Genomic DNA, 15,379 nt, shown 5'->3' with positions numbered 1-15,379 from the left:
GCCCCCTCTGCGTATGCGTGCAGCGCGTCAGGCGATGTGGTCCTCTTCCATCTGCTTCAAGTGACGCTGCTGGAAGCGCTCGGCCAGCACCTTCGCGTCATTGGGGTCGATGGTCACGCCGAACGTGGCCTGTATGTCCTCGGCGAGCATCGGACCCGTCGGGTAACTGCCGTCTATCGACTGCCGGAAGACCTGGTAGAGGTCCTCCTCGTCCGGCTCCGGGAGACCGCCGCCCTCGCCCAGTTCGCGGGTCCGGTTGGGGCCGACCGGGATGGGGAAGCTCCCGGTTTCCTCCGGCGACGGCTGCTGGAACTGCTCGGGCGGCTGCTCCTCGTACCACTCCTCGTACTGTTCCTCGGGGAAGTACTGAGGATCGGGACCGGGTTCGAAGGTCGGGTCGTAACCGCCGTGGTAGTCGATGTCGCGCGGGGGCGTGTGGAACCAGGGGCTGCTTTCGTCCGCACCCTCCGGAGCCTGCGGCTGCGGTTGTTCGCCGGGTGCGGAAGCGGGCTGGACAGGAGCCTCGGCAGGTACCGGAGCCGCCTGGAGTTCGACGCGCTGGGGCAGTACCGGAACCGGCGGAGCCAGCACCGCCTCGATGCCCGCCGCCGCGAGACCCGCCGGGGCGGTCTCCGCGAGGGGGACGCCGTAGCGCGCCAGGCGCAGCGGCATCAGGGACTCCACGGGCGCCTTGCGGCGCCAGGCGCGACCGAAGCGGGAGCGCAGGCGCGCCTGGTAGACGAGACGTTCCTGCTCCAGCTTGATGACCTGCTCGTAGGAGCGCAGCTCCCACAGCTTCATCCGCCGCCACAGCAGGAACGTCGGCACCGGGGAGAGCAGCCAGCGCGTGATGCGCACGCCCTCCATGTGCTTGTCCGCGGTGATGTCCGCGATCCGCCCGACCGCGTGCCGTGCCGCCTCCACCGAGACCACGAAGAGGATCGGGATCACCGCGTGCATCCCGACGCCCAGCGGGTCCGGCCACGCGGCGGCGCCGTTGAAGGCGATGGTGGCCGCCGTGAGCAGCCAGGCCGTCTGGCGCAGCATCGGGAAGGGGATGCGCATCCAGGTCAGCAGCAGGTCGAGCGCGAGCAGCACACAGATGCCCGCGTCGATGCCGACCGGGAACACATAGGAGAAGTTCCCGAAGCCCTTCTTCAGGGCCAGTGCGCGGACGGCCGCGTACGAACCGGCGAAGCCGATACCGGCGATGATCAGAGCGCCGGCCACGACCACGCCGATGAGTACGCGGTGCATCCGAGTGAGCTGAAGTGGCGCGGCCACCCGTACTCCCCTCCCGTTACGTGTTGTTGCGCGCAACAGGGTGGCACACGTGTACGCCGAACGTGGTGCCGGTCAGCTCTTCTTGTCGTCCTTCTCGGACGCCGAGGCGCTGGGGGAGGCGGACTTGGACGCCTTGCCGGAGGGCGAGGCGGACGCCTTTCCGGACGGCTTCCGCGACGGGGAGGCGGAGCCGTCGTCGCCCGAACCCGCCGTCTGACCACGGCCGTTGGCGGCGGAGACGGAGGCGATGACTTCCTTCGCCGCCTTCTCGGCGTCCTTCGTCAGGTCGTCGGCGTCCGGCGTCTTCTCGCCCGCCAGACCCGCGCCGTTGTAGTCGAGCGTGACGACCACATTCTGGACTCGGGCGACCACCGTCTGCTGCTTGAAGGCGCCTTCCTTCTTCTTCAGGTCGTAGCGCACCGCCGTCGCCTCGTCGCCCGTGCCGGTCACCGGCTGCGACTTGGTGCCCTTCGCGCCCGAGACGTGCTGGGCGTCGGTGAGCTGCTGGGTGTAGTACGAGTGCGCCTGGTCGTTGCCGCTGCCACGCGCCGCGTCGGAGTCGAAGCGCAGCAGGGAGACGCTCAGCCAGCGGAACTGCGAGCCCTTGACGCCGTTGTCGTCCAGGCTGGTCCACGAGCAGGAGGAGCGGGCGGCGGTGTCGTCGCTCTTGCCCTTCTTGCCCGACTTCGCCTTCGGCACCAGATCGCCCAGCGACTTCTTGGCCAGCACACCGCAGGGGTCGGGAAGCTTCTGGTACGCGGCGGGGGCGATCGTCGGGGAGGCGTCCGGCGAGGACGTGCCCGCCGTGTCACCGCCCGCGCTCCGCTGGGCGGTCGGGGTGTCCTTGTTCGCGGAGTCGCCGGAGTCCGACGAGCATCCCGCGGTGATCAGCACCGCGGGCACCGCGGCCGCGCACACCAGAACGCGGCTCAGGCGCCCGGCTCGGAGGTGGGCACGGTCGTCTCGCTGTACGGCTCGCTGCATGGTTCCTTCACTCATGACGCTCGGGTTCGTGCGGGTTCCTGCGGGGTCACGGTACGCGGTGAAGGAGACGTGTGTTTCCGGTTCGCGCCGTGCGCGAAGTGACGGAAGGGGCGGGCGAGGGGGCGTCAGCCGTCGAGCTTGTCGGCCAGTTGAGAGGCCAGATCCCGGGCCCTGTCCTGCATTTCCTTGCTGTCCGGGACCGCTCCGACGACCATCGGCTGCTCCTCGTACTCGAGGGTGACGACGACGTTCGACGTGCGGAACACCACAGTCACGGTGCGCGGTTCGGACGTCGAGCCGGAGGTCGAGAGCTGGTCGTCGAGGTACGCCTCGTCGCCGAGGTCGGGCAGCGCGCGCGGGCGCAGATCGGCGGCGTCGGCGGCGGTCTCCGAGGGGTCGGGGTTCGCGCTCGCGTCCGGGCTCGCCGTGGCGCTCGGGTCGGCGGAGGGGGACGCGGGTTCGCCGCCCGGCGTGCCGGGGGCGGGGAGATGGGCGGCCTTCTCCATGCCCTGGAACAGCTTGCGCGCCTCGTTGTCGTCGCTGACCGCGTTGTCGAACGACACCACGCGCTCGAAGTCCACCGAGAGGCGGTCGGTCGCGGTGGTCGACTCCACCTTCCAGTGGCAGCCCACCTTGCGGTCGGTGTCGTAGGTCAGCTCCGGCACGCCCCGGTACGCCTTGTCGCGCTGGTCGGGGTCGGTGATCTGGCGGATGCCGGGGAGCATCGTGGCGAGGGTGTCGTGGCCGACGGCGCCGCAGGGCTCGGGCAGGTTGCGGTACTTGCCGGGCTGGGCGGCGACGGTGGCGGTGCCCGCGTCGCCCGGGTTGGCGTCGTCGGTCGGACTCGCTCCGTCCGAGCCGCTCGTGCAGCCTGTCAGCAGCGCCGCGAAGAGGGCGGCGGTACCGATGACATGGGCCTTCCGCTGCACGGTCGGGCTCCTCTCGACGGGGACGCGGGGCGCGGTGCGCGCGCCGGTGCTCCAGTGTCCCCGCTGGTTATTCGCTTGCCGCGGCGGGGCGCCTGCTGGACACAATGTGTATCGCACGCACCACCGCGGACGCCGGTCCCTTGTCCCTTTTCTCGACCATGGCGCCGCTTTTGCGTTCTGCGCCTTTTGAGGCTTTTTCCGTCACCGGGGGAACGAGGAAGAGATGTCGTACGTCGAGATACCGGGCGCCCGGGTGCCCGTCCGCATGTGGGCAGACCCCGCCACCGTCGAGGACGGCGCCCTGCGCCAGCTCCAGAACGTCGCCACGCTCCCCTGGGTCCGCGGACTCGCCGTCATGCCGGACGTCCACTACGGCAAGGGCGCGACGGTCGGCTCGGTCATCGCCATGCGGGACGCGGTGTGTCCGGCGGCGGTGGGGGTGGACATCGGGTGCGGGATGTCGGCGGTGCGGACGTCGCTGACGGCGAATGACCTGCCGGGGGATCTGTCGCGGCTCAGGTCGCGGATCGAGCGGGTGATTCCGGTGGGGCGGGGGATGCACACCGACGCCGTCGACCCGGCGCGCTTCCACGGGCTGCCGACCGCCGGATGGGACGCGTTCTGGGCGCGGTTCGACTCGGTCGCCGAGTCGGTCCGCTTCCGCCGCGAGCGGGCGGCTCTTCAGATGGGGACGCTGGGCTCCGGAAATCACTACATCGAACTCCTGCTCGATTCCGAGGGTTCGGTGTGGCTCACTCTGCACTCCGGCTCCCGCAACATCGGCAAGGAACTGGCCGAACACCACATCGGCGTCGCACAGAAGCTCCCGTACAACCAGGGGCTGGTCGACCGCGACCTGGCCGTCTTCATCGCGGACACCCCGCAGATGGCCGCCTACCGCAACGACCTGTTCTGGGCGCAGGAGTACGCCAAGTACAACCGCACGCTGATGATGGCGCTCCTGAAGGACGTCATCCGCAAGGAGTTCAAGAAGGCGAAGCCGGTCTTCGAGCCGGAGATCTCCTGCCACCACAACTACGTGGCGGAGGAGCGGTACGACGGCATGGACCTGCTCGTCACCCGCAAGGGCGCGATCCGGGCGGGTTCCGGCGAGTACGGCATCATCCCCGGCTCCATGGGGACGAGTTCGTACATCGTGAAGGGACTGGGCAACACCGCAGCCTTCAACTCCGCGTCCCACGGCGCCGGTCGGCGCATGAGCCGCAGCGCCGCCAAGCGCCGCTTCACCACCCGGGACCTGGAGGACCAGACCAAGGGCGTGGAATGCCGCAAGGACTCCGGCGTGGTCGACGAGATCCCCGGCGCCTACAAGAACATCGACCAGGTGATGGAGCAGCAGCGGGATCTGGTCGAAGTGGTGGCGAAGCTCAAGCAGTTCGTCTGCGTGAAGGGCTGAACTCCGCGCGGATACGGACTACTTCGCGTGTCGTACCGCGTAGATCATCACGAACGCGATCACGTGGATGCCGAAGAGGAAGTACGCCAGGAAGTACCAGACCTGGCGTTCGTCCTTGGTCTCCTGGGCGAGGCGGCGTTTTTCGGGGGAGTTGTCGTCGGTGGGCATCACAGTTCCCGGTGGACCTTGGTGTTGGACGCCTGGGCGCGGGGGCGGAGGACCAGGAGGTCTACGTTGACGTGGCTGGGGCGGGTGACCGCCCAGGTGATCGTCTCGGCGACGTCGTCGGCGGTGAGGGGGGCGGCGACGCCCTCGTAGACCTTGGCTGCCTTGGTGGTGTCGCCGTCGAAGCGGGTCAGGGCGAACTCGTCGGTCTTGACCATGCCGGGGGCGATCTCCACGACGCGCACCGGCTTGCCGACGATCTCCAGGCGGAGGGTCTCGGCGAGGACGTGCTCGCCGTGCTTGGCGGCGACGTAGCCCGCGCCGCCCTCGTACGTGCCGAGCCCCGCGGTGGAGGAGACGACGACCACCACGCCGTCGCCGCTCGCCTCCAGCTTGGGCAGCAGCGCCTGGGTGACGTTCAGGGTGCCGATGACGTTCGTCTCGTACATCGTGCGCCAGTGCTCCGGGTCGCCGGTCGCCACCGGGTCCGCGCCGAGCGCGCCGCCCGCGTTGTTGACCAGCACGCCGATCGTGCGGAACGCGGTGGCGAACTCGTCCACCGCCGTGCGGTCCGTCACGTCCAGCGGGTACGCCGTCGCCGCGTGACCCGCCGCGGTCAGCTCCTCCGCGAGCGCCTCGATACGGTCCTTGCGACGCGCGGTGAGGACGACCCGGTACCCCGCCTCGGCCAGGCTGCGGGCGGTGGCCGCGCCGATCCCGCTGCTCGCGCCCGTGACGACGGCGATACGGGCGGCGGCGGACGGGGCTGCGGGGGCCATGGGCTGCTCCTGTGCGGTCAAGGGGTCATGGGGTCATGGATCGGGGCGCTGCCCGTCCAGCGTAGGCGAGCGCCGCCAGGTGCTCTGCGGCGGCTGCCGCTGCTCAGCCGCCGTTCCTCGGCGCCCACATGATCAGTGCCATCCCCGCCAGGCACACCAGCGCGCCCGCGATGTCCCACCGGTCGGGGCGGTAGCCGTCCGCGACCACGCCCCACAGGATCGACCCCGCCACGAAGATCCCGCCGTACGCGGCCAGGATGCGGCCGAAGTGGGCGTCCGGCTGGAAGGTGGCGACGAAGCCGTACGCGCCGAGGGCCAGTACCCCGCCCGCCATCCACAGCCAGCCGCGGTGCTCGCGCACGCCCTGCCAGACCAGCCACGCGCCGCCGATCTCGAAGAGCGCGGCGACGACGAAGAGGGCGGCGGAGCGGAGGATCAGCATGGGGGCAGGGTGTCATGTCCCGTCCGGCACCCCCGGCGTGCGTCCGTTCACCTGATGGACGGCGCCTGGCCTGGCGCTTCCGTGGCATACATCCCCTGGGCCCCGGCACGACTGCGCGCCACGGTCCCTCGGTACCGCAGCGGTACGGCAGCGGTACGGCATCTGGCTGGAAGGGGTGAGCGGCGTGGGCGTGCGGGCGAGGACGTGGGTGCTGCTGGGTGTGTGCGGGGGCGCTGCGCTGGGCTTCGGCGGGACGGCGGGGGCGGCGGAGAGCGGTTCCCCGGCGGCGAGGGTGCCCGGGACCGCCGTGTCCGCGGCGGGTGCGGCGGGTGCGGCGCGATCAGGCAGTACGCCGGTCATGGCATCCCAGTCCGCCCTCCGTTCCGTCACGGCATCCCGCCCCACCCTCCGCTCCGCCACGCCGCCCCACGCCGATCTCTCCTTTCACGGGCACGCCGCCCTCACCGGGGACCGGGTCGAGGTGCGGCTCACTCCTCGGGACGCGGGTCCTTCCGCCGTGCCGGACGCGAGTGTGCGGTTGCGGTGGTCGGTGGCGTTGGCGGATCGGCAGGTGCTGCCCGCGGCGTGTGCGCGGAGCGGGGAGCGGACCGTGGTGTGCGGGACGGGCGCGCTGGCCGTGGGACGGGCGGGGCGGACTCTCGCGCTGACCGTCGCCCTGCGGCGGGCGGCATCGGAGGTCACCCTGGAGGTGGAGACCGCCTGGAACGGCGGCGTGAGCGACCCGGACCGCTCGAACGACCGCCTGAAGGTGCTGGTCCTGGACACGGGGGACGCGTACGCGTTCTGAGCAGCCGCAGCCGTCGGACAGCACGTACAGGAGGTCCACATGGCCGGGAACCGCACCGCCCGGGCCGGGCTGCTGGCGGAGCTGGACGCGGTGTCCCGGCGGTACATCGCCGCGTACGCCCTGTTCAGCCAGGCCGTCGCCGACCGGATCGGGCTGCACCCCACCGACCTCCAGTGCCTGAACCTGCTCACCCTGGAGCCGGAGCCGGTCACCACCGGACGGGTCGCGGAGCTGACCGGGCTCACCACGGGGTCGGCCACTCGCCTGGTCGACCGCCTGGAGCGCGCCGGATACGTCGTCCGGGGGCGGGACGAGGCGGACCGGCGCCGGGTGCTCGTCGTGCCCGTACCGGAGCGGATCGCGGAGTTCCGGCGGGTGTGGGAGACGCTCTCCGGCGACTGGTACCGGATCTTCGACGAGCTGGACGACGCCGAACTCGCCGTGATCGTGCGGCACATGGAGCGCACGGTGGAGTTCTCCGGGGAGCAGGCGGCCCGGCTGCGCGAGGAGCGGGCGGCGGCGGACCGGAGGGCACCGGCGGGGTCCGGCGGCGGGCGTCAGCACGACGTCAGCGAGGCGTCAGCGAAACGTGGGGACGGGGGCGGAGAGTAGTCGATGTCAGCAGGTCGGGGCGGGTTTCCCCGCTTCCCGGTGCCTTCTGACACGACCGCACGACGTCACGACGTCACGCACCTCACCGATCTCACGGGGGAATTCCCATGCGTACGCTCCACCGCTCCACCGCGCTCGCCGCCGCCGGTACCGCCGTCCTCGCCCTCGCCCTGACCGCCTGCGGCGGCTCCGACGGCTCCGGCGGCGGCGCGAAGGACGAGGGCGCCGCGAAGCCCGCCGCCAAGCCCGCCGCCACGGTGGCGGCCAAGCAGTCGAAGGACGCCTCCGCCCCGGCCGGGTCTGCCGCCACGACCGCGGCGAAGTCCGGCGGCACGACCGTCACGAAGAGCGCCACCGCCAAGCAGGCAGCCACCAAGTCCGGCGGCTCGAAGGACACCGACAGCTACGCCTACACCCACCCCTGCGCGGGCGGCCAGGTGACCGTCCGGGTGACCCGGCGCGCCGCCACCCAGCGGGTCATCGAGGTGCGCAACACCGGCGCGAGCGCCTGCGGTCTGAGCTACTACCCCGCCGTCGACCTCGGCTCCTCCACGTCCGCCGACCAGAGCCACAACATCAAGCCGCTGGTCCCCGGCGGTCTCGGCGGTCCGCCCGCGTACGCGCTCCACGCGGGCCGTACCGCCTACGCCGTGATCGACCTCGACCCGAGCGGCGCCACCACCGGCACCGCGCCCGGCATCGACGAGATGAACGTGCTGGCCAACGGCGACCACATGCCCAACGCCGAGACCCGGAACTTCCCGCTCGGCTCCGGCGCGAAGGTTCTGGGGCCGAAGCTGGGTCTGTACAGCGCGACGGTTGCCCAGGCGGTCGCCTCGATGCAGCAGGCGGACACGCGCTCCTGACCCGCCGGTGCCCCCGGCCGGACCCGGTGACGGTGAGATCCCGGTAAGCCGCCGACGGTGAGATCCCGGTAAAAAGGACCACCGTGGATCACCGGGCCCGGCCGAACGCCCGCGCGCCTTGGCAGACTGGTCGGGTGCCCCAGACTGTGCTCCTCGCCGAAGACGACCGCGCCATCCGCCACGCCCTGGAGCGTGCCCTCACCCTGGAGGGCTACGCGGTGACGGCGGTCGCCGACGGTGTCGAGGCGCTGGCGCAGGCTCACCGCACCCCGCCGGACGTGCTGCTGCTCGACGTGATGATGCCCGGCATCGACGGTCTCCAGGTCTGCCGGGTGCTGCGCGCCGAGGGCGACCGCACCCCGATCCTGATGCTCACCGCGCTGGTGGAGACCGCCGACCGCATCGCGGGTCTGGACGCGGGCGCCGACGACTACGTGGTCAAGCCGTTCGACGTGGAGGAGGTCTTCGCCCGGCTGCGCGCCCTGCTGCGCCGTACGACCCCCGCCGCGGTGATCCCGGCGCCCGCCGTCAGCCCGGAGGACCGGCCGGTGGTCTCCGAGCGCCACCAGGTGGGCGCCGCCGGGCTGCGCATGGACCTCCAGGCGCGCCGCTGCTGGCGCGGCGCGCGCGAGCTGGAGCTGACCCGCACCGAGTTCGAGCTGCTGGAACTGCTGGTGCGCAACGCGGGCATCGTGCTGGACCACTCCACGATCTACGACCGCATCTGGGGCTACGACTTCGGACCCGGCTCCAAGAACCTCGCCGTCTACGTCGGCTATCTGCGCCGCAAGCTGGACGAGCCGGATGCCCCGCAGCTCATCCACACCGTGCGCGGTGTGGGGTACGTGCTGCGGGAGGAGTAGTGGCCCGTCCCTGGCGGGCGCCGGTCCGGTCCCGGGCGGGCCGGACCAAGCTGGTCTCGCTGCGCACCACCTTCGCGGTGTCCTTCGCCGCCGTCACCGCCGCCGTCACGATCCTGGTCGGCATCCTGTCGTACGGCTCGGCGGCGCGGCTCGTCCGGGTGGACCAGCAGTCGGTGTTCACGCAGGTCGTGCAGGACGTACGGGACGAGGTCCGGCAGCACGACATGACCCCGGACGACTTCTCCTCCTCCCGCCCCGGGCACGACCTCGTACGGCCCGCGCGGACCGACGTGCAGGTGCTCGGCGCGCGCGGGGACATCGTCGACCACGGCAGCCCGGTGCTGCCGGTGACCGGCGCCGACCGGACGGTCGCCGGGGCGCGGGCGGCGGGGAGGCTGGCCGAGCACAAGGACGTACGGGTCGGTGAGGACCTGTTCCGGATCGCCACCGTCTCGCTCGGGGACGGCAAGGGCGCGGTGCAGGTGGCGCAGGAGTTCAGCGACACCGAGGACCTGCTGCGCACGCTCCAGCAGCGGACGCTGATCCTGATGGCGGCGGTCGTGGTGGGCGCGGGGCTGTTCGGCTGGTGGCTGGCGCGCCGGATCACCCGGCGCCTGGTGGTGCTCACGGCGGCAGCCGAGGACGTGGCCCGCACCCGGCGGCTCGGCATCGAGGTGCCCGTCGCCGGACTCGACGAGGTCGGGCGGCTCGGGCGCGCCTTCGACCGGATGCTCGGGCGGCTCGCCCAGTCCGAGGAGGACCAGCGGCGTCTGGTCCAGGACGCGGGGCACGAGCTGCGCACCCCGCTGACCTCGCTGCGGACGAACATCTCGCTGCTCCGGCGCCTGGACGAGCTGCCGCCCGGCACGCGCGAGGAGCTGGTCGCGGATCTCGGTCAGGAGGCTCGCGAGCTGACCGACCTGGTCAACGAGCTGGTCGACCTCGCCGCCGGGCAGTCCGACTCCGAGCCGCCGCAGCGGGTGGACCTGGCGGACCTCGCGGAGGACGTGGCGGGGCTCGCGGGGCGCCGTACCGGGCGGGAGATCGTGCTGCGGGTCAGCGGCGACACCCGGACCGAGGGGCGCCCCGGGATGCTCCAGCGGGCGATCTCGAACCTGGTCGAGAACGCGGCGAAGTTCGACCGGGACGGCAGCGCGCCGATCGAGGTCCGCGTCACCGGTCCCGCCCGTGCGGGCACGGTCCGCGTGGAGGTCCTCGACCGGGGTCCCGGCATCGCCGAGAGCGACCTCATCCGCATCTTCGACCGCTTCTACCGCGCCGCCGACGCCCGCTCCCTGCCGGGCTCCGGTCTCGGTCTCTCCATCGTCCGCGAGGTGGCGATGGCGCACGGGGGCGCGCCGTTCGCCTACCGGCGCGAGGGCGGCGGGGCGGTCATCGGGTTCACGGTGGGGGGCGGTCCGGCGGGGGAGGGGACGCGGGGGGAGCCGCGGGGCGGCGGGGTCGGGTGACCCCGGGCTGACCCGCTGGGTCGGCCCGTGCCCCGGTCCCGGTCAGTCGCCGCCGGGAGTGTCCCTGCGGGACGTCGCGAGCGTCCAGGCGAGGTTGCCCGCCGCCGCTCCCGCCGCGACCGCCGCGACGATCACGCCGCCGGTCGCGAGCCCGTCGCTGAACAGATGCGGGCGGCGGTCGAGGCTGTGCAGCCCGAAGCCGCACAGCTCGTACACCCCGACGGCGGCGACGACGAGGCTGATGATGAGCAGGCTCAGCGTGGGGGTGAGGTCGCGCAGGTCGATGCCCGCCGCCGTACCCGGCGTCGCCGGTCCCGTGTCCGGTCGCGTCTCCTGCATGTCTCCCCTGGTGAACTGGATGGACCGGCCGGTGGCCGAGGGCGGATGGAAACCCACGGTATGGAGGACGGACCCGGGGCGGGTCCGGTGCCACGCACACCGGCCGAGGTGCGTCACTGGTCGGGTGACGCCCGCGTCGGCCGGCCGGAGCCGGTGACGCGGCCTTTCCATGATGACCGAGATCGCGGACACCTCCGTACGGGGCGCGCGGACCGCCCCGTACGGGCGTCCCGCCTTACGCCCCCTGGGCGCCCTTGACCCTGCCCCCGGGGGCAGGGTTTAGCGTGCCGTGACATGAGCGGTGCGGGGAACGAGGACGAGGTGGCCGGGATGCGGATCGGGGAGCTGGCCCGGCGAGCCGGGACCACGGTCAAGGCGGTCCGCTACTACGAGTCCCTCGGACTGATCACCCCGTCCCGCCGCCCGAACGGCTACCGCAGCTACGACGCGGCAGACCTGCGCCTGGTCCAGGAGATCCGGGCGCTGAGACGCCTCGGCATCCCCGCCGAGCGCACCCGCCCCTTCCTCGACTGCCTGACGGCGGGCCGGAGCCACGCGGACTGCCCGGCGTCACTGGCGGGCTACCGCGACGCGGCAGACGAACTGGCTGTGCGCATCGAGGAGTTGACGGCGAGGAGGGCGGTGCTGCTGGCACGTCTCGAAGCGGCGGCTAGCCCCCTGCCGACGCCCGTACACACCCCGCCGAAGGAGACCCAGGCGATGCACGACGACCACCTCACCCTGCCCGCCGGTCTGCCCGTCCCCCCGGACGACGGCGCCGCCGATCACCTCCCCGGCACCCGGATGCCGTCGCTCACCCTGGCGGACACGGCGGGCGGCACGGTCCGGCTCGACGGTCTCGGACCCGGCCGTGCGGTGATCTACGTCTACCCCCTCACCGGCCGCCCCGGCACGGATCTCCCCGAGGGCTGGAACGCCATCCCGGGCGCCCGGGGCTGCACGGTGGAGTCGTGCGGTTTCCGGGACCACTTCGAGGACCTGCGGGCGGCGGGCGCGGCGCGGGTGTACGGGCTGTCCAGCCAGGACACCGGCTATCAGCGCGAGGTCGTGGAGCGGCTCCGGCTGCCGTTCCCGATGCTCTCCGACCCCGGGTTCGCGCTCGCCGGGGCGCTGGACCTGCCGACCTTCGAGACGTCGGGGGCGCGGCTGTACAAGCGGCTCACGCTGATCGTCCGCGCCGGGGTGGTCGAGCACGTCTTCTACCCGGTCTTCCCGCCCGGCGAGCACGCGGGGCGGGTGCTGGAGTGGCTGCGCGAGCGCGGGGCGGAGGGGGCGGGCGGCTGAGCCGCGGGCGCTCCGTCGTGCCCGGCCTCAGTGGCGCAGCGCCGTCGCCACGGTCGCGTGGATGTCGCCGGTCAGCTTGCGGTGGCTGCGGGCGGTGGCCTGACGGTGGGAGCCCGCGCTGACGTTGTCGATGGTCACGACGACGGTGTCCAGCAGGTTGCCGTTCTTGTCGTCGAAGTTGACCTGCGCGACGAAGGACTTGCGGGAGTCGGTGGTGTTGTTCGCGGTCACCGCGACGTTGGCCCTGCCGTCGGAGTCGGTGGTGATCCCGCCCAGGCTCACGTCGCTCTTGGCGTTCACCCCGCCCTTGACCTGGTCCAGCTTCCGCTTGGCTTCCGCCGTGGCCGACGCCAGCGAGTCGGACGCCCGGGAGGCGAGGGAGGACGCCGCCGAAGCCGCCCTGCTCGCGCTGTCCGACGGACTGCTCGACCCGTCCGAGCACCCGGCGGACGCCAGCCCCAGCGCCACCGCGAGCACTGCTCCGGCCGTGCCTCTTATCCAGTACCCCGCCATGTCCCGCCTCCGTACCTCGCCGACGATCACCGCTCCCAGTCAAGGGGCGCACTCCCCATCCCGCACGCCGTGTGGGACACCCGTGCGCCCGCTCCACCCGAACGGGTCAGCGAGCTCCGCCCCCGCGGTGCCGCGTACCTGATCGGCGCCGCCGCCCGCTGTCCCGTCCCCGCCCCGGTCCCGCGCTACCGCCGAACAGCCCACCGTCGCTGGCGCGCGCCTCCCGCCCGGGATCTGCTGCTCACAGGTGCCCGTCCGGCCGGGCCGCGAGGGAGTCGGAGCGGAGTCGGCGCGGCGCCGGAACGGAGGAGTGCGGGCATGGGGCAGGAGCAGCCGTCGGGGCGGGAGGAGTGGGAGGAGCTGCGGGCGCGGGTCGACGCGCTGGAGGGGCGGCGGCGCCCGCGGCGGCATCCCGGGCGGGCCGTCGTCGCGTTCGTGCTCGTGGTGCTGGGCTGTCTGCTCGCCCCGCTCGGGGTCGTCGCCGCCTGGACCGCCGATCTCGCGGACGACACCGACCGGTACGTCGCCACCGTCGCCCCGCTGGCCCACGACCCCGCCGTGCAGGACGCGGTGGCGAACCGGGTCACCGACGCGCTGATGGACCAGCTCGACATCCCGAAGCTGCTGGAGAAGGTGGCGCCGAAGGACCGGCCGCTCGTCGAGAAGGCGCTCGGCGGCATCGGGGGCTCGCTCCAGGGGGCGGTGCGCAGTTTCGTCAACGACAAGACGCGGGAGGTCGTCGCCTCCGACCGGTTCGCCACGTTCTGGACCAACGCCAACCGTCAGATCCACACCAGTGTGGACAAGGCGCTCACCGGCAGCGGGGGCGGCGCGGTCCAGCTCCAGGGCGACAAGGTGCAGATCGACCTCGCCCCCGTCATCGAGCAGGTCAAGGACCGGCTGGTCGGCGCGGGGCTCGGTCTCGCGGGCAAGATCCCCGAGGTGCACACCAGCTTCACCGTGCTCCAGGCGGAGGAGGTGGGCAGGCTCAAGACGTACTTCCGGCTGCTGGAACTGGCCGGTCTGTGGGTGCCCGTCCTCGCCGCCGTCCTGCTGATCGCGGGCGTGCTGACCGCCGTACGGCGCCGCCGGGCGCTCGTCGCCGCCGCGCTCGGCTTCGCCTTCACCGCCCTGCTGCTCGGTCTCGGTCTCACCGTCTTCCGGGTGATCTACCTGGACGCGCTCCCCGCCGACGTGTCCCAGCCCGCCGCCGAGGCGGTCTACGACACCCTCACCCGCTTTCTGCGCACCGCCGTACGGGCGGTGATCACGCTCGGCGTGGTCGTCGCCCTCGCCGCCTGGCTGTCCGGTCCCGGGCGGTACGCGCGCGGCGCACGGCAGTTGTGGCACACCGGCATCCACGCCGTACGCGGTCAGGCGGACCGGTTCGGGATGCGGACCGGTCCGGTCGGACCGTTCACGCACCGGTTCCGGGTGTGGATCGAGTGGCTGCTGGTGGCGGGCGCGGTCGCGGCGTACGTCTTCTGGGACCGCCCGACCGGGTGGGTGGTGGTCGGGCTGGCGCTCGCGCTGCTGTTCGCGCTGGCGGTGGTGGACTTCCTGGCGGAGGCGCCGGACGACGGGGGAGGCGGCGCGGGAGCGGCGGTCAGTCCGTCCGGTCGTCCTTGAGCGGTTCCGCCGCGTCCTCCTTGAGCCGGTCCGTCCCCAGCCAGCGGTTCAGCGGCGGTTCCTGCGCCAGCACCGCCCCGATCGTCACCGCGAAGGTGATCGCCGCGCTGAGCACGATCAGCCAGGACAGCAGGGCCAGCACAAGCCCGAGGGAGCCGTACTCGCGCAGGGAGCGGTTGAGCGCCTGCGGCATGTAGATCCGCGCGGTCAGACCGAGCGCGCTCGACGCCGCCGACGCCAGCAGCGCGCCCGGCAGCAGCGCCAGCCACGGCACCCGCCCCGCGAGCAGCAGCCGCTGGGTCCACAGCCAGACGAACGTGCCGACCAGGAAGAGCAGCGGGGTGCCGAGCCACAGCCCGGCGCCGAAGCCGTCGCGCACCGGCGCCTGGAAGAGGATCACCAGCACCAGGACCAGCAGCCACACCACCCACCGCCAGGCGGCGATCCGCGTCCCTGCCTTCGGCAGCCGCCACGCCCGCTCGCACACCCGCGCCATCGCCCGGCTGAAGCTGGTCGCGGAGATCAGCGCCACCACCAGCCCGATGATCCCGCTGGTCTCCCGCAGCTCGGGGTCGGTGGACTCGTTCAGCACCTGGTCGAGCTGTCTGCTGGAGCCGCCGGACAGCCCGAACACCGCCCGCAGCGAGTCCCGCAACTGCTCCCGCACCGCCTCCGGCGCGAACGCGGCGAACGCGAACAGCAGCGGCACGGCGGCCAGGAACGCCTGCGCGGCGAGCCGGGTGGCCGCGTCCAGCAGGTTGGCGGAGAGCAGCCGGCCGGTCAGCGCGGTGATGACGGGGAAGCGCCGTTCGGCTTCCGCGCGCAGCCGGTCCAGCCGCGCCTTCCACGCCATACCGCCTCCCGACCCGCACGGCCCTCGGACACCCAGTCAACGGCGCGCTCGGCGCGGGCGGCGAGCGGTACGCGTCCGATCGGGCGCGCGGCGGTCCGTACCCGGCGATGCCCCGTACGGCG

Annotated in this window: 17 protein-coding genes; 8 read left to right on the top strand and 9 right to left on the bottom strand. The window is 72.7% G+C overall.

The genetic code is table 11. The features are described from left to right. Nucleotides 1–27: 27 nt before the first annotated feature. The 3 genes from IF655_RS23660 to IF655_RS23650 all read right to left on the bottom strand — a co-directional run bounded on the left by IF655_RS23660 (nt 28) and on the right by IF655_RS23650 (nt 3,197). Entirely contained in the window at nt 28–1,257 is a 1,230-nt protein-coding gene (locus IF655_RS23660) for a DUF2637 domain-containing protein (RefSeq protein WP_206776314.1), read from the bottom strand. A gap of 99 nt (nt 1,258–1,356) precedes the next feature. Next, on the bottom strand, nt 1,357–2,268 hold the full coding sequence (locus IF655_RS23655) for a DUF3558 domain-containing protein (protein WP_242488898.1): 912 nt from the start codon (nt 2,266–2,268) through the stop codon (nt 1,357–1,359). 125 nt (nt 2,269–2,393) lie between these two features. After that, nucleotides 2,394–3,197 carry a DUF3558 domain-containing protein gene (locus IF655_RS23650; protein ID WP_199587107.1) on the bottom strand — a complete coding sequence of 268 codons (804 nt, stop codon included), beginning with the start codon at nt 3,195–3,197 and terminating at the stop codon, nt 2,394–2,396. A gap of 223 nt (nt 3,198–3,420) precedes the next feature. Here IF655_RS23650 and IF655_RS23645 point away from each other — a divergent pair, with 223 nt between their 5' ends. Next, nucleotides 3,421–4,614, top strand: a complete 1,194-nt coding sequence (locus IF655_RS23645; RefSeq protein WP_199587106.1) for an RtcB family protein — start codon at nt 3,421–3,423, stop codon at nt 4,612–4,614. An 18-nt stretch (nt 4,615–4,632) separates the two neighbouring features. On the opposite strand, the gene IF655_RS23640 is transcribed toward IF655_RS23645, so the two are convergent. The 3 genes from IF655_RS23640 to IF655_RS23630 form a co-directional block, all read right to left on the bottom strand. After that, nucleotides 4,633–4,782: a hypothetical protein gene (locus IF655_RS23640; protein WP_199587105.1), complete on the bottom strand. Its 150-nt coding sequence runs from the start codon at nt 4,780–4,782 to the stop codon at nt 4,633–4,635. Further along, nucleotides 4,782–5,558 (bottom strand): SDR family NAD(P)-dependent oxidoreductase, encoded by a 777-nt coding sequence (locus IF655_RS23635; protein WP_199587104.1) that lies wholly within the window; start codon nt 5,556–5,558, stop codon nt 4,782–4,784. The genes IF655_RS23640 and IF655_RS23635 overlap by 1 nt, the downstream gene beginning before the upstream one ends. 103 nt (nt 5,559–5,661) lie before the next feature. Next, the gene (locus IF655_RS23630) at nt 5,662–6,000 is read right to left on the bottom strand and encodes a YnfA family protein (protein ID WP_018543752.1); all 339 of its coding nucleotides are present in this window, start codon (nt 5,998–6,000) and stop codon (nt 5,662–5,664) included. A gap of 358 nt (nt 6,001–6,358) precedes the next feature. Here IF655_RS23630 and IF655_RS23625 point away from each other — a divergent pair, with 358 nt between their 5' ends. The 5 genes from IF655_RS23625 (at nt 6,359) to IF655_RS23605 (ending at nt 10,618) form a co-directional block, all read left to right on the top strand. After that, on the top strand, nt 6,359–6,808 hold the full coding sequence (locus IF655_RS23625; RefSeq protein WP_199587103.1) for a hypothetical protein: 450 nt from the start codon (nt 6,359–6,361) through the stop codon (nt 6,806–6,808). A gap of 39 nt (nt 6,809–6,847) precedes the next feature. After that, the gene (locus tag IF655_RS23620; RefSeq protein WP_199587102.1) at nt 6,848–7,420 is read left to right on the top strand and encodes a MarR family winged helix-turn-helix transcriptional regulator; all 573 of its coding nucleotides are present in this window, start codon (nt 6,848–6,850) and stop codon (nt 7,418–7,420) included. Nucleotides 7,421–7,527: 107 nt separating this feature from the next. After that, nucleotides 7,528–8,286, top strand: coding sequence for a DUF4232 domain-containing protein (locus tag IF655_RS23615; RefSeq protein ID WP_199587101.1), 759 nt, complete (start codon nt 7,528–7,530; stop codon nt 8,284–8,286). A 134-nt stretch (nt 8,287–8,420) separates the two neighbouring features. Further along, nucleotides 8,421–9,149 (top strand): response regulator transcription factor, encoded by a 729-nt coding sequence (locus tag IF655_RS23610; protein WP_199587100.1) that lies wholly within the window; start codon nt 8,421–8,423, stop codon nt 9,147–9,149. Continuing rightward, nucleotides 9,149–10,618, top strand: a complete 1,470-nt coding sequence (locus IF655_RS23605; protein ID WP_199587099.1) for a HAMP domain-containing sensor histidine kinase — start codon at nt 9,149–9,151, stop codon at nt 10,616–10,618. The genes IF655_RS23610 and IF655_RS23605 overlap by 1 nt, the downstream gene beginning before the upstream one ends. A gap of 42 nt (nt 10,619–10,660) precedes the next feature. Here the strand turns inward: IF655_RS23605 and IF655_RS23600 are convergent, their stop codons facing one another. After that, nucleotides 10,661–10,957 (bottom strand): hypothetical protein, encoded by a 297-nt coding sequence (locus IF655_RS23600; protein WP_199587098.1) that lies wholly within the window; start codon nt 10,955–10,957, stop codon nt 10,661–10,663. 294 nt (nt 10,958–11,251) lie between these two features. On the opposite strand from IF655_RS23600, the gene IF655_RS23595 reads away from it, so the two are divergent. Then, a complete protein-coding gene (locus IF655_RS23595) occupies nt 11,252–12,262 on the top strand; it encodes a MerR family transcriptional regulator (protein ID WP_242488897.1) in 1,011 nt (336 codons plus the stop codon). Nucleotides 12,263–12,289: 27 nt separating this feature from the next. On the opposite strand, the gene IF655_RS23590 is transcribed toward IF655_RS23595, so the two are convergent. Continuing rightward, nucleotides 12,290–12,775, bottom strand: a complete 486-nt coding sequence (locus IF655_RS23590) for a hypothetical protein (protein ID WP_199587097.1) — start codon at nt 12,773–12,775, stop codon at nt 12,290–12,292. Nucleotides 12,776–13,093: 318 nt separating this feature from the next. Here IF655_RS23590 and IF655_RS23585 point away from each other — a divergent pair, with 318 nt between their 5' ends. Further along, entirely contained in the window at nt 13,094–14,404 is a 1,311-nt protein-coding gene (locus tag IF655_RS23585) for a hypothetical protein (protein ID WP_199587096.1), read from the top strand. On the opposite strand, the gene IF655_RS23580 is transcribed toward IF655_RS23585, so the two are convergent. Further along, entirely contained in the window at nt 14,382–15,257 is an 876-nt protein-coding gene (locus tag IF655_RS23580; RefSeq protein WP_199587095.1) for a YhjD/YihY/BrkB family envelope integrity protein, read from the bottom strand. The two genes, IF655_RS23585 and IF655_RS23580, sit on opposite strands and share 23 nt — an antisense overlap. Between the last annotated feature and the right edge of the window lie 122 nt (nt 15,258–15,379).

Source organism: Streptomyces sp. DSM 110735 (assembly GCF_016482685.1).
GTDB lineage: Bacteria > Actinomycetota > Actinomycetes > Streptomycetales > Streptomycetaceae > Streptomyces.
This window is presented reverse-complemented; position numbering and strand designations above follow the sequence as displayed.